Source organism: Tichowtungia aerotolerans, assembly GCF_009905215.1.
Classification (GTDB): domain Bacteria; phylum Verrucomicrobiota; class Kiritimatiellia; order Kiritimatiellales; family Tichowtungiaceae; genus Tichowtungia; species Tichowtungia aerotolerans.
Genome location: NZ_CP047593.1, coordinates 2,670,250 through 2,685,194, shown reverse-complemented (window position 1 = coordinate 2,685,194; position 14,945 = coordinate 2,670,250). Strand labels below are relative to the sequence as shown.

The 14,945-nt window shown below is 53.3% G+C and carries 8 protein-coding genes; all 8 read right to left on the bottom strand.

The genetic code is table 11. The features are described 5' to 3' along the window. Positions 1-4: 4 nt before the first annotated feature. The 8 genes from GT409_RS10945 to GT409_RS10910 all read right to left on the bottom strand — a co-directional run bounded on the left by GT409_RS10945 (position 5) and on the right by GT409_RS10910 (position 14,935). Complete coding sequence (locus GT409_RS10945) at positions 5-1,702, bottom strand: right-handed parallel beta-helix repeat-containing protein (protein WP_160629127.1); 1,698 nt, start codon at positions 1,700-1,702, stop codon at positions 5-7. Positions 1,703-1,794: 92 nt separating this feature from the next. Next, positions 1,795-3,324: a sialate O-acetylesterase gene (locus GT409_RS10940; protein ID WP_160629126.1), complete on the bottom strand. Its 1,530-nt coding sequence runs from the start codon at positions 3,322-3,324 to the stop codon at positions 1,795-1,797. A gap of 347 nt (positions 3,325-3,671) precedes the next feature. Beyond that, complete coding sequence (locus GT409_RS10935; RefSeq protein WP_160629125.1) at positions 3,672-5,198, bottom strand: sialate O-acetylesterase; 1,527 nt, start codon at positions 5,196-5,198, stop codon at positions 3,672-3,674. Positions 5,199-5,217: 19 nt separating this feature from the next. Continuing rightward, the gene (locus GT409_RS10930) at positions 5,218-6,798 is read right to left on the bottom strand and encodes a sulfatase family protein (protein ID WP_160629124.1); all 1,581 of its coding nucleotides are present in this window, start codon (positions 6,796-6,798) and stop codon (positions 5,218-5,220) included. Further along, positions 6,795-9,242: an FAD-dependent oxidoreductase gene (locus GT409_RS10925; protein WP_160629123.1), complete on the bottom strand. Its 2,448-nt coding sequence runs from the start codon at positions 9,240-9,242 to the stop codon at positions 6,795-6,797. The genes GT409_RS10930 and GT409_RS10925 overlap by 4 nt, the downstream gene beginning before the upstream one ends. Positions 9,243-9,263: 21 nt before the next feature. Further along, entirely contained in the window at positions 9,264-11,957 is a 2,694-nt protein-coding gene (locus tag GT409_RS10920) for a right-handed parallel beta-helix repeat-containing protein (RefSeq protein ID WP_160629122.1), read from the bottom strand. An 18-nt stretch (positions 11,958-11,975) separates the two neighbouring features. Continuing rightward, positions 11,976-13,409, bottom strand: coding sequence for an MFS transporter (locus GT409_RS10915; RefSeq protein WP_160629121.1), 1,434 nt, complete (start codon positions 13,407-13,409; stop codon positions 11,976-11,978). Positions 13,410-13,423: 14 nt separating this feature from the next. Continuing rightward, positions 13,424-14,935 (bottom strand): sulfatase family protein, encoded by a 1,512-nt coding sequence (locus tag GT409_RS10910; protein ID WP_160629120.1) that lies wholly within the window; start codon positions 14,933-14,935, stop codon positions 13,424-13,426. Positions 14,936-14,945 lie beyond the last annotated feature (10 nt).

The window sequence follows — 14,945 nt, the reverse complement described above, 5'->3', positions numbered from 1 at the left end:
AAACTTACTGAAACCGGAACCGGGATTCTCCGGCATTTCCGCGAATTGATAATCCAGTGATATTTTCTCCGACAACCAGCGGACCGGTTGCCGACTCACTCCCAAAAACATTGCGTTCAATGACAAGGCCCTCAACTCCGTTGAGATCCGCCGCCGGGCCAGACACGGCATGGAATTTATTATCGAGAATGTAAATATTTTTCTGTATCGGGGCATCCATAATCCCGTTCAGCTTCAATCCGGCGATGCGAACGGAAGGATTACTTCCGATATAACCGCACTCTGTAATCCGATTGCTGCTGACGATCAGATTCTGAGCCCAGAACCCCTCCGGCCAGCCGGGTTCATTCTCAATGCATATTCCGGAATGAGAAAGTCCCTCGAACCGATTATTCTCAATCAACCCCTGACTGGCTCTCAACAGGGTTCCGAACCGTCGACCGTCATGCATGACATTGTTGCGATAAACATAATAGTTTCCTACGGCGTTCAGATTATAAGCATGATCATAGATTTTCCATGCTCGCGGATCGCCCCGGGGCCGTTCCGTACCGGGCGGAACAATGTTCAGAGAACCAACCGGATCACTCACAACCAGTGTATTATCGAAAAAAGAAATGACCGTCGTGTCCTGAATAACCTTGCCTTCATCCGGATTAAAAAACACCAGACGGTCACCGGCATGTATCGCAGCCTTCGCGTACACTCTCAGCGCGGTCGGAGACAGCTGTTCAAGAATATAAATCGGGAGTCCATAAATATTCAGACAGTCATCCGACAGACCTTCGAAATCACAGTTTTCCACCCATGGCCCGATTCGTGAGGCCTGACAAATCACACCGCCGCCACCGTTGGACAACAGGCGGTTCCCCTTCAGCTCCATCCTGCAGTTCAGTACATTGAGGCGAGAGGTTTCTTCCCCGATAAACACAGGACTGGGACAGGCGTAGGCTGTAATATGATCAAAAGTAATATTATCCGAATCCTGATATAAACCAATACTGGCCGATCGCCCAACAATTGCGAAAGAATCTCCAACCGCAAAGCTCCTGATTTGAGCCGCGTTCTTCAGAACCATCCGAAAATGCTCATCGTCAATACTGACAATATCCTGATACACAAAAAACGACGGACAGTTCGCCTTCAATCGACCCGGACGAGTCGCATCTTTCAGCATCCCCCAGGAATCACAGCTCTTAAAAAACGGGGCATCGGGCCGGGGGAATCCGTCATTCAGCTTCAGAATAAAGCTGCCGGAAGCAGCATCCACCGACTCGATTGTACCTTGCGAAAACGGCAGCGGATCGTAATCGATCGTAAAATTCCGAATAATCAGATTTGTGGAATTGTCTATGCGAAAAACGGATATGTCCGGTCGATGAATCAGAAGTTCAGCCCCGGCACCGTCGATCAGCAATTCGCTGCAATCCTGCAGGCAGACTGCCGAATTTTCTCTCCGTCCATCGTCAAACGATTCGGTCGCCGCCTGGATATCATACCGTCCCGGATCAAAACGAACCTGAACCGGACCTTTCAGAGAACGAGCTCTCGAGACCACGGCAGCAATAGCCGGACGATCATCCCTGCCGTCATCTGGAACCGCGCCGAAATCGCAAACATTCAGTACTGTCCGGACATTCAGATTCGTCAACGGAGCGGACCGCGTTTCGAGGATATGCCGGCGCAGCTCATCCGCCGACATTTGCTTACGCTTTGCGTCGGCAGCGTCAGAAACAAGTCCTGAGAGACAGGCCAGTAAACAAACAGATATCTTCGAGATCCCCCTCTTCATGTTTACAGATCACCTTGAAATGGTTCCGCAGGAAGTCCGGCGCTGTTCTGAAGCGTCACCGGCGGCTCGATCCAGCTGGCCCATGCATACCGCACAGAAACCGGCTTCCGAACATCGGAACAGACCAGATCAACCGTGTCTTTCCCGACAATATGTGCCAGCGCCGCATGATAAACTCCGTCGACTCCGGCGACCTCGAAGCCGGGTAAGTCCGCTTTTCCATCAGAGGTTTTCAGTCCATTTCCAGAACATTGGAAAACAACCTGTATCCGGCCGGAAACTTTCTTCAAGGTTTGAAAAAGCGGACCGCGGCTGACCACATCCTGCCCGTATACGTCGGCCAGCGCGAGACGCGCGAGACGCTCTCCCACCGGCTGCTTGTTTTTGGGATGGATGTCGTTCTTTTCGCCACAATCAATCGCAACGGCCATGCCGACATTGCCGAGCGTTTCACGTGCCACAGCCTGCGCCGCGCGGAATTCAGCCCAGGGAGCGGGCGAGCTCCACCCCGGCAACTGCACAAAAAGGAACGGCAGATCCGGCCGGTTCCACGCGCTGCGCCAGGCTTCAATCATGGCCGGAAACATCACCTGATATTCGGGGGGATTGCCGATATTGTTTTCACCCTGATACCAAAGGATGCCACGAACCGTATATTGGGTCAGCGGTTCGATCATGTTTTTGTAGAGCACTGTCGGCGAGCGATGAAACCACGGGTTGCCGGCTTTCACCTTAGACCGGACGGGCTGCGGTCCCTCTTTCGTTTTCTGCCATTCCCGATTTGCAAGATACCACTGATGATCCGCCTCGACTTCCGCCAGGCAAACCTCCTTACTCCGGCCGCGGGCAATCCCCGCACGAATATTGTCGGCAAAAGGTTTCAGCCTGGGATGAGCATCCAGTGCCGAGATCGGCGTCCATGCCTGAATCGGAGTGCCGGCCGCCGCACTCTGGATAATTCCAACCTGCCGTCCGGTTGCATCCTTGATCTCTTTTGCAAAATAAAAGGCAACGGCAGACATAGGACCGCTCTGTCCCGGCTTGAAACTCTTCCAGGCCAGCTCCTTTGACGTGTAATCGCGCTCAACCGGGATTCCGGTTTTGCGGGGAACCAGAATATAGTGAAGTTCCGGAAGTGTCTTCGCCGTCCACTTCGCCCCCTGCTTATCGCCGCCCAGCCCGAACGCCATGTTCGACTGCCCGGATGCCAGCCAGACTTCACCGACGACAACATTGTCGATTGACGATTTTTGATTCCCGACTGAAGAGAGGACTGAAAGTTCCCGAGGTTCGGAAGAAGCGGACATCGGGTCCAACACAATTTTCCAATGTTTGGAAGAGTCGGCGACAGCTGTTTTTGTTTGCCCGGCAAATGAAACCGTGACAGTCGCTCCCGGATCAGCGGTTCCCCAAATATTCACCGGCATCTCGCATTGCAACACGGCGCCGTCATTAAAAACCGGAGCAAACCCCAGTTCCGCACAGGCAAACTGTGCCAGTACGCTCAAAATACAAATCGTCTTGTTCAACATTGATTCCCTCTCCATTTCTTATGCTCCGCACACACGATCATCGGTAGACGCTTCGCGCAGAAGCGCCTCCGTCATCGGCACCTTCCCTGCGGAGTTCAACACTGTACCAAAAATTCTTTCGCTCATACAAATCTGACTTCAGATTGAACAGCTGTCCGCCTTGCGGATCAGGCGGTGCGAACCGAGGTGCTCGCCGTATTCTGCGAGAAAACCCACAATCGTGTTCCCATCAGGCCGCGTTGTTCCCTTGAACAAAATATTTTCCCGATGCAGTTGTCGATGTGAGTGATTTTCCGGCTCCGGCTGCCATTATTTTCATCAAATTTCTGTTCTGTAATCCCCTCTTCCTAATCAAGTTTTGCAGAAAACGGCTCTGCCGGCAGGCCGGCGCTGTTCTGCAGTGTAACGGGCGGTTCGATCCAATTATGCCACGCATAGCGAACCGACTCCTGCTCACCGGCTCCGGCACAGCCCAGTTCCACAGTGTCTTTGGAAACAATCCTTGCAGTGGCCGGCTGATAGTCTCCATCAGCGCCCGCGACTTCAAACCCGGGCACATCGGACTGACCGTCCGAAGTCTGCAGTCCTTTTTCCGAATATTGGAAAACCACCTGAACATTTGTGCCATTTTTTTCCACTGTCTGGACAGCCGGGCCGCGACTGACAACATCCTGCCCATACACATTTGCCAGCGCCAGACGGGCCAGACGCTCACCGACCGGCTGTTTGGCGCGCGGGTGAATATCCTTTTCCTCCCCCTTGTCAATCGCCAGCGCCATACCGGTATTTGAAACCGTATCTCGCGTAAAGGTCTGGGCGGCGCGCAGACCGGGCCAGTCGCAAACCGGATGATCGCAGGCCGCCAGCTGAACAAAATAGAACGGCAAATCCGGGCGATTCCAGGCGCTGCGCCAAGCCTCAATCATCGTTGGGAAGAGCACTTTATACTCTTCCGGATTCCCGGCATTGCCCTCACCCTGATACCAGATGACACCACGCGCAGTGTACGGAATGATGGCCTTGGTCATGTTCTCGTACAAAACAACCGGAGCCTGCTGAAAACACAGGTTATCAGCGGAGGGCCGATGCGGCGGCTCGGGACGAGGGCCCTGCTGGTTTTTGTGCCACTCATTCCATTTTTGATTCTGGGCATAGCAATTGCGAATCTCAGCCTGAGACTCGTCTGTACTCTTTCCGGACTCACATCCCTTTCGAAAAATATCCGCATAATATTTCAGTTCCGGTTTTTCATCCAATGCCCACAATGGAGTCCATGCCTGACAGGGCGTTCCACCATAGGAGCACTGAAGAATCCCCACGGTTCCACCAATGTTTTTCTGCAGATATTCGGCGAAGAAAAAAGCCACCGCAGCCACCTTGCCGTTCGGCCCCGGACGGAACGTGTCCCATGCCAGCTGTTCTGCGTTCATCGGCTTCGGGGGAATACCGGTCTGCTGCGGCACTTTCATAAAACGAATTTCCGGAATGGTCATTTTAAGCCGTTCATCGCCACCTGTGGAATTGCGAAGTGGCATCACCATGTTGGACTGTCCTGTTGCCAGCCAGACTTCACCGACAACAACATTGTCGATTGAGGATTTCTGGTCGTCGATGGAGGACACGACGGCCAGTTTCCGAGGTTCGGAAGAAGCGGACATCGGGCCCAGCACAATGTTCCAATGCCTGGAAGAATCGGCAACAGCGCTTTGCGTCTGTCCGGCAAATGAAACCGTAACCGTCGCTCCCGGATCGGCGGTTCCCCACACATTAACCGGCATATCGCACTGCAGCACGGCCCCCTCATTAAAAACCGGCGCGAATGAAAGTTCTGCCCCGGACATTCCGGCAAGCGCAAGAACCAGCAAACTAATCATTCTCCTCATCATCTTCCTTTCAGTTTTTAAATTCTCCGAACGGGCGCGACAGCTCCTTCATTTCGTCCGTCATCATTTTTTTCATCCGCACGAGCACATCGGCATATTCCGGATTGGCGGCCAGATTGCTTTGCTCTTCCGGATCTTTTTCAAGGTCGTACAACTGGTCGCTGTCGTAATAGGCCGGATAGTTTTTTTCGTGCCATTTACGCCAGCCCTGAAGTCCCTTGAACCGCGGAACGGTTTCTCCGGCGCCCCAGTGGCCGGACGGCAGGCCGGTCTTTTTTTCAAATTCCCGGTCGCGATCGGTGTGGCGGATTGCAATGTACTTCCATTTCCCGTCGGAGATGGAACGCGATGTTCCGAACTCCAGCATCACGGTTTCCCGGACGGACGGTTTTTCTCCGTCCAGAAGCGGGAGCTGGTTCACGCCGTCCGTTCCAAGATCGGCAGGAACATCCAGCCCGGCCGCAGCCAGAACCGTCGGAGCAAAGTCGACGTTGGCAACCAGCGCATCGGTGACAGAACCTGCTTTAATCCGGTCCGGCCAGCGCATCATCAGCGGCACATTGCAGCCGCGTTCATAGGTGTGGAATTTTCCCCAAGTGGCGTTGTCACTGAAAAACACCACCAGCGTATTGTCGGCAACACCCATTTGATCGAGTTTGTTGAGAATCGCACCGATTCCATCATCCAGCCAGAGAACATACTCCGTCCCGTATTTCACACAGGCGTCTGTTTGCGGAATTTTCAGCGGAACACCGGCCTCTTCCAGACGCGACAGAATGGTGGAGCGCGGCGGCTGCACCTGCGGAGCTTCGGCGAGCAGTCCGGCGGGTGTAATTCGCTCACTGCCAACCAGCGGAGCAAACTCTTTGACCGCACCGCACGGGTTGTGCATCTGCAGCGGAGCAAACCAGAAGAAGAACGGACGGTCATCCTGCTGATCAAGGAATTTCAGCGCGCCGTCAACGGTCCACTCCAGATTCTGGGCGTTGTATCCGTCAATGTACACCGACCACTCGCCGACATTGTCCCAGTACATGTTCGCGGTGTACTCGAAGCCGAGTGTTTTAAAATACGCTGCAATCTTCCGCTGGTTTTCCTGAAGGACGACATCGGCTTCAGGGTCGCCCAGTTTCCAATCCTTGGAAACATTCTGCATTCCGATGGTTTCATAGTGATGCGGACCGAGGTGCCATTTGCCGGTAATTCCGGTACGATATCCGCCGGCCTGAAGCGCCTGCGGCAGAGTCGGACGATCGGGTTCCAGAACGATGGCGTCGTTGGTGATATAGGCCTGTTCGCCCGGCGCGTTCTTTGCTCCGAATTCCTTTGCGGAACAGCGACTGGCAAGACGGCCGGTCATAATGCCGTAGCGGCTCGGCGCACAGCTGCTGGAGGTGCAGTATCCCCGATTAAAACGCATTCCCTCTCTGGCAATTCGATCCATATTGGGCGTCAGGACATTTCCACCATAGGCACCGATAGTGGCGAAGTCCTGATCATCGGTTACAATAAAAAGGATGTTGGGCTTCTCCTGAACCGCAGCAACCGTAAGTACGGACGATACTGCGGCTGTCAAACATTTCCGGATCATATCGGCTCCTCCCAAAGAACCGCCGGACGGTTGTTTTTATAAATCCGGATCTCATGAACAATTGCCTGTGACACATCCTGAACAGACTCAGCAACCAGACGGACTTTCTCCGCAATCACCGGTGAAAATGAATGACGCCGAAACCGCTGAAAATTACCGGTTTCACGAGCAACTGTTTTCCACTGCCCATCCGCATACACCTCAATGAAATAGTTGCGCACACACCCCTTTGGACAGCTGCATCGCTGGTTCGGGAGCGGAACACTCAGATCGGTATCAAACGCGCACTGAACCATGGAAATTTCAGCCGGCTCCTGCAGCGTCAGTTCGATCCACTGCGGCAGGGCCTCACCGGCGGCGGAGCGCCAGATGTTGGACTCGCCCGGCCACGGCCGCGCAATTCCGTTAATCACATTTTCGGGCGCGCAATTGGGCGCAGAACCGGATGCCCGAACCGATGCCGTCCGGGCCAGGTCTTGCGAGTCACAATTCAACACCTTGGGAATAAACTGATCCTCTTTCAGCAGTGTCTGCTGAAGCTGTCCGATATGCTTTTCGTAAATTGCCCGCGGAGTCGTTCCGTTCAAGCAGGCCAACGCTGCGGCCGTTCCGGCAGCCTGACCCGTAAGGGAGGTCTGCCCCTGAACCCGCACGGTTCCCAGCGCATAATGGGTTACACTGATATTGCGTCCGGCCATCATCAGGTTTTCAATATTGCGGGAATAGAGGCAGCGATACGGAATTTCACAGACTGGAATTTTCTGATGCGAATCAAAGGGGCCGGTCGTTGAGAAGATTCCCTTCGTTGCATGAATATCGAGCATCCAGCCTGCATGGCCGATGGCATCCTCAAAATGCCGGTCCGCGACACAATCATTCTGGTTCAGCACATAATCACCTATCAGCCGACGGGTTTCGCGCTTGGCATTCGAAAAAGGAACATAATCAAGCCTGAATTCCGCAAGGCGTCCTCTCTCCGGCCAGATATTCTTCATGTGGTTCCAGAATGAAAAATTGATGCGCAAAAGCTCGTCCCGCGCACCTTCGGGATCATTCAGATCATCGGTTGTTCCGGGGTATTCAATCCACCATATACCGTTTTTTGCGAAGGACTCCAGCTTATCCGGATGGCCCCTCCCATGAGAAAACACAGGAAATTCCGGCAGATCATAAACCCATTCCGGAGCCGTGTACGACTGAGGCGCTCCGGTTTTTACAGTCCGGTAAAAAATGCAGCGCTGGAAACTTTCATGCGGCCCCCGCAGGCAGCCGCTCATGGTGATGTTATCCGCAATGTCCGGCGCAAGACTCTCACTGTACTCATCTCGAGCTTCCCGGCCAAGACGATGCTCTGCACCTGCATGATAACCGAGCCAGCTGTCACCGGTGGTATCCACAAAGATTTTTCCGGCAAATTGCCGGCGGGCTCCGGTCAGGGTGTCGCGAGCCAGCGCGGCTTTTATTTTCCCTCCGCGGTCTTTCTCCACACCTTCCAGAAACATGTTTTCAACGACTGTCAGACCCGGTTCCGCGGCGATCAGGTCGGCAAACGGACGAGTCAGGATCACGCTGTCTTTCACCGCAGCCATCCGGCCGGCTTCCTCGATAATTCCTCCCTCTCTGGCGTGTTCGTGGAACTTGGCGGCCCCCTGCACGGGCACGCCGAGCTCGATGCTGGCGTTGCCGCCCACAACCGGCCGGTCGGAAATCAAAACCGTCTTTGCGCCCATGCGGGCGGAAGCGATAGCTGCGCAGCAGCCGGCGGTTCCGGCTCCAACAACCACGACATCGTACTTCCCGGCAGATTCAGGAACGTCGGACACCCCGGACAGTCGGGCGCGCTCCCGTCTGAACGCCTCCAGTCCAGCCGGCGGTTTATACTTTAAATCCCGAGTGAGAATCACAGAAGAACAACGTCCGTAATAACCGGTCAGGTCCTTCAGGAACAACACGGTTTTTCCTTCGGGGAGCTGATGCTCTCCGCCGTCTTCCCAGCTCCATCCTGCCGACGACTGAACTCCGAATTGCGATTCGCAGTCCTGACCGTTTACGGACAAAGTAAAACGTCCGGGTGAATATTCCGGAATCCAGTTCTTGCTGCGCACCCAGATGCGGTAACGCCCAGCCGTCACGTCCGGAATTTCCAGCACCGCATCGTTCACCGGAGTTCCGGTTCCATGCGCAATCAGATACGACGATCCCATAAATCCGGCAAACTGCGTATCGAGTGCCCATCCGCCGTAATTTTGAAAATCAGCGGCATCCGCCCATAGAAAACCATCCTCCTCTTCTTTGATAATCCGCGGCGGCTTGCGAAAGGCGATTGTGTTTTTGTAAGGACCATCGTCAAATGATTCGCCGGGAACAAAGGAAAAACCGAGCCGGCCGGCACCAACCGCTGTAAAAAAGAGTGTTCCTGCCTTATGAAATTCACGTCGCTTCATATCAAATATCCTTTTTTTTAGTTACGGCACCGTATTTCCCAGAACAACCACGTTCGTGCTGTTCTGAACCTCGATTGTTCCGGTCAGTGAACGGGAATCATCAATCTGATTATCCCAAACGAATGCATTCGCAGTATTCTTCAAATAAATTGCATAATTAGACTGCCCCGCGGCAAAGCTGTCGACCGTGTTTGCAATGACATTTCCTTCGACCAAAAGATTCTCGGCGCAATGTGCGCGAATCGCCCGGCGCTGCCAGTCTACAATCGTATTTCCCTGTATGCAGATGTCGGACTGACCTTTCCATGACGACTCAAACTCTGCCGTCCCGTTATACCCCTTCGCCTGCAGCTCAATACTTCCGCGCTCCTGATTCAGGATATAACTGGAAAAGGTGCACCCGTTAATCAGGTTGCTGATTACTGAAAGCCCGCTCGAATTCAGGCCTTCCGGCCATCCGGGATTGTTCTGCACCGTAATTGCCGGACCGCTCAGCCCTTCGAACGTATTTTCCACAATCAAACCATCCGAACTCTTGATAAAAAGCCCATAGCGACGCGAATCACCGAATGTATTTCTCCGAAAAACGAACCCCTTCCCGTTGCGACTTACATTGTAGACCGTTGTGTGGATCTTCGATGTTCCTGCGCTGATCGCACCCTCAATTGCTGCGTCCAGCGTGATATCGACATAATTAACGCCGGAAACATTGGTCGCAGTGCTGGAAACGATGCGTGCACCTCCAATCGGCCAGCCGGACAATGGATCAAAGAAGGTCAACTGGTCGTCCGCTCTCAAATCGTACGTCGCTGTATTATAAAACCGGAAAGATGTATTTGAAAACTTCTGCCGAACATACATTGGAATGGCGTAGATATTGGCTCCATCATCCATAATTCCCTGATAACTGCATCCCTGCACCCAGGGGCCATTACGGAAATTCTGGCAATGTACGCCATCCGCACAGCCGGACGCCCACCGTCCGTCGGCGATCCTGCTTCCACTTCGAAGAACGTTCACACTGTCGCAGTAAGAGCCGACCAGGTTGGCACCGGCCGCTGCATAGGTGACCACCTTGTAAAACGTCAGGTCTTTGGATTTAAACACATAATTCAACCCCTGCTGCCGGGAGAGCTTTACGAAAATATCATTTATCGAAAAATCACTGATCCGATATTGATGCGCTGCCGTCAGGGCAAGCCGGAATATATTGGTATCAACCTGCGCAAATGAATCTTCCGTGCGATAAAAATCATTCACATTGCTTTTAAGCCGTCCGGGAACCTTTGTATCCAAAAGCACTCCCCACCCGTTACCAGCCAGCTGCGCAGCGGCCATATGATCATCATCAAGCCGCGGAGTTCCGTCCCACAGCTGCAGGTCGAAGGTGTTATTCCCTGTATCGACAGCAGTGACTGTCCCGAAGGCAAACGGCAATGGATCATAATCGATACTGAAATTCCGCACGGTTACATTGGTGCAGCTTTTCAGCGAACTGAATCCGGCATCCGGGGTTTCAATCATCACCGTTGATCCGTTCCCGTCAATAATCAGGTCCGATGCTCCGTTAAGACTCAAGACAGAACTGTCGGAAGAAGGCGCCACCCGATAGGTTCCCCGCTCAAACCGAACCATGGCCGGACTGTTGTTATCCGCAACGGCCAAAACCGCCGCGATATCAGATGCAGACGATCCTGAAGGAACCGTGTAAACACCGGCTGGTTCCGTAATGGTCAGCCGGCGGGCCAAGGACCAGTTCCCGGGGCCGCTGTCCCGCAAAGCGCGAACCCGCCACCAATAGTCGCCGGCAGCAAGCGGGTCAACCGGAACATACCGGGTAGTCTGTATTGTATCGTCCACAACCAGCAGGCGGAATCCACTCTCGGTGGAGATTTGCACCTGATATGCATCAATCGGCTCGCTGCCGTATTCAAAACTGTCTTCATTCCATAGGAACTGCGGATGAGGAGTAATCATCGCTGCCTGATCTTCCGGACCCTGCAGACCGGGATACGTTTCGATTATTAAACGGTCAACGATCCCGCCTCCGTTTGTTCCGGCTTCCTGATAGAAAAACTGAACCTGCGCCCACTGCAGTGAAGGAGTCTCCGTTTGGCCGCTAAAAGAGGCGGTATGACTGATCGGCTGCCGGTCGATCAGGAGATGGTCGTTGATCTGCAGAGAAACGGTTTCCGTCCGGCAGAAATATGTCACATCCAAAGTGATCCAATCCCCGGCAGAACAAAGCCCGTCAGTTCTGATTATGTCCAAAGCATTGCTGGTTACACAACCGCCGAAAACGCGGGTATACGTTGGCGCAATCAGCGCCCACGGTCCGGCATCAGCCCCCTGAGTAAGAATTCCGCCCGCATCCGCTCCGTGAAATCCAAAGCCGACCCAATTCTCTGACGGCACCCGCACATCCGCAGTCAGCTTAACCGCGCCGAATTTTTCAGACGGAGCGCCGGTTGGATCCAGACGGAACCGGTAAGTGGCTGCCGCCTGGTCCGGATTCACACTTTGCAGGTGCCCCTCGCCGTCCATTTGTGCGGTCGCGGTGGATGCGGAATAATAATCCTGAATGTCATGAACCGGTGATGATTCGGTCGCAACGGTGCCCACCGCGCCAGAGAAACCGTTTGAATACAACGCCGTGGTCGGTTGGCCCTTCGGACCGGATACCAGAAAAATGACGGAGAGCAGCAACAAGTTCACAACACAGTCTCCAGCAGTTTATTCCGTGAGTTTTCTGATAGTGTCGCGGGTGATCGGGTAGCGGCGAAGAAGCAACATGGCTCCGGCAATGACAATGGGACCGCTGATAAAAGTCATCAGGGCAATATTATTCGAAGCATCCACGGTCTGGTCCTTCGCCCCGGAAACAATACCGGACAGGGATAGAATCTTCCCGCAAATGATGATCCCGATCGAACCGGCCGCTTTCTGGCAAAAGGTAAAGACAGAGGCATAACTGGCATTTTTTGTCTTGCCGGTCTTTTTCTCATTAATCGCCGCGACATCCGCGATCATAGAGCTGGCCAAAGGCACAACCATGCCGCACCCGCCCCACCAGCACATCTGAAGAAAAGCAAACACCAGCATGGAAAGATGCAGCGTTTCGCCACCGATATTAAACGGTCCGGCCTGAGGCGCCATCAACCCGCCCCGGAAAACCACCATCAGGCCCAGTCCGCCGAACATGGCAAGCGCCATGCCGATATAACCTGCCGGTTTTTTATCGAAACGTGTAACCAGTTTCGAAAGGTTCAATGAACAGAACGCAAAAGCCAGCATGCCGCCGCCATGTACAATGGTTTTTTCGAGCGCACTGAATTTCATGTAGAAGATGTAGGTGAACATCTGGGTCTGCGACATCAGCATCATAGAAAACTGAGCGACGACAAAAAACATAAACACGTTGACCGCCAGACGGTCTTTGAAAATATCCGAGAAGTCGTTCCAAAATTCTTTCAGGTTGTTTCCCTCAATCTCATCGTCGCGGTTATCGATCGCAAACTGCCGCGTTCCGAAGCAGCAGGCTGAAACCAGAATGGCGATAAACGAGGAAAGGACAATGGCCATGATCAGATAATTTGACGGGATCAGTGATCCATCGGTCATTTCTCCAGAGTCATTCAACCGTTCGGTAAAAAACATCCGCCACGCCAACGCGCCGAACACAAAGTTGGTAACCTGATTCACGAAAAAACGAACTCCCTGCAAACGCGCCCGATCTTCATATTCCGGGCAAATCTCGAAGCCGAGTGCCGTATAAGGAACCGCATAGATCGTCAATGCAGTGCGAATCATCAGATTGATCACCACCGCTGCGGCAAACATCAGCCCGGTCGAACCGAGCACCTGTGGAACGGTCCAGAACAGAACAAACGAGACTGCCGCGAGCAGACCACCGACCAGAACATACGGATGCCTCCGCCCCCAGCGGGTGCGGGTGTTATCAGAAATATGCCCCATGATCGGATCAGTAACCGCATCCCACAGAATCGCAATACTGATTGACAGCGATGCCCATTCCGCTTTCAGGCCCAGAATCTGGGTCAGATAAATCATGGCGAAATTATTCATACCGTTCATCGTGATGGAAAAGGCTCCATCTCCGATGGCATATTTAAAAATCCCCATCAGATTCAATCGTTTTTCGCTCATTGTACAAGGTCTCCTTAAGCCATCGAAATCCGCGGCATGGGCATCGGTTCTTTTTGCATTTCCGCCTGAATCAGTTTCAGCATCAGTTCGCTCCTTAATTCGCGGCACCCCGGATCTTTCCAGCGGTTATAGAATTCTCCCGGGTCCTCCTGCAGATCAAACAGCTCTCCCTCATCTGAGCCGCAATAGACAGTCAGCTTATATCGTCGGTCAACATAGGTTTTGCTGTTCACCAAAAACGGCTGATGACGATTTTCAACCATAATGCGATCACGAACCCCACCTGCTTCACCCAGCCAGACCGGCTTCTGGCTGATTCCTGTCATCGTGCGGGGAATCGGCAGGCCACAGAAATCGAGTATCGTCGGAGCCAGGTCAACCAGCGACTGCATCGCCGGACTCTGCGATGCAGCAGCAATACTTTCCGGCAGACGGGCGATAAACGGGATTCTGATAAGATCTTCATAGTTGAATGCACCCTTGGCAACCAATCCGTGCTGACCAAAGAGATGCCCGTGATCCGTTGTAAAAATCACAAGCGTATTTTCGGCGAGCCCCAGTTCATCCAACCGATCCAGAATACGACCAATATATTTGTCGAGACAGGACACCATTCCGTAATAACAGGCCAGATCCTTTCGCAGCTGTTCTTCGGTTCTAAGATGTGATTCGAATCCATGGCAGACATTCCCACCCGGCTCTTCATACATCGAAAAATCGGGGTTCTTTTCCTGAGTCTTCCGATAATGCAGCGGATTATCCCGATGCTCTTCATCTCGTTGTCCCGGCAAAGTCAATGCAGCCGGATCATACATGGATGCCCACGGCTCCGGAACCAGATAGGAGGGATGCGGATCAAAAAAGCTGGCCCATAGAAAAAAGTTTTCATCGTTCTGCTGGTAATCTTCCAGCAGACCAGTGGTACGGTCTGAAATCCACGTGTTATAATGAAACTCTTCCGGAAGATCCCAGCTATATTCCTGCGCGTCCTGGGTACCCGTCGGGGTCCGGAAAGAATCCCGCCAGCTCGCAAACCCCTTCTCCTCCATCCACAGCGCATAATGCTGCCCGACGTGCGCCTCGTCTGTATGATTCCGTGCCAGCTCGACGTGCTCAAAACCGTAAAACGGACCGTTGAACTCCTTCCAGAACTCCAGATCCTGGAGAATCGGATATGCCTCCATAGACGGAAACTCCTCCGTGGAAGCCAGCGGCTGGAAATGAGCCTTGCCGACAAGTGCAGTACGATACCCCGCCGCGGCAAAATCCTCACCCACCGTATGCACATCGTCCATCAGCTTCGTACCCAGGGACCAGGCCCCGTGCTGACTTGGATACTGGCCGGTGATCATCGACGCCCGCGTCGGCGTACAGGTTGGATTCGGGCAGTAGGTCCGACTGAACACCATCCCTTGAGCAGCCAACTGGTCCAGGTTCGGTGTATGAATTTCCGAATTCAGAAATCCCAATGTATTCCAATGCTGCTGGTCACTGGTGATCAGCAGAACATTTAATTTTTTATCCATTCCCGCAAAA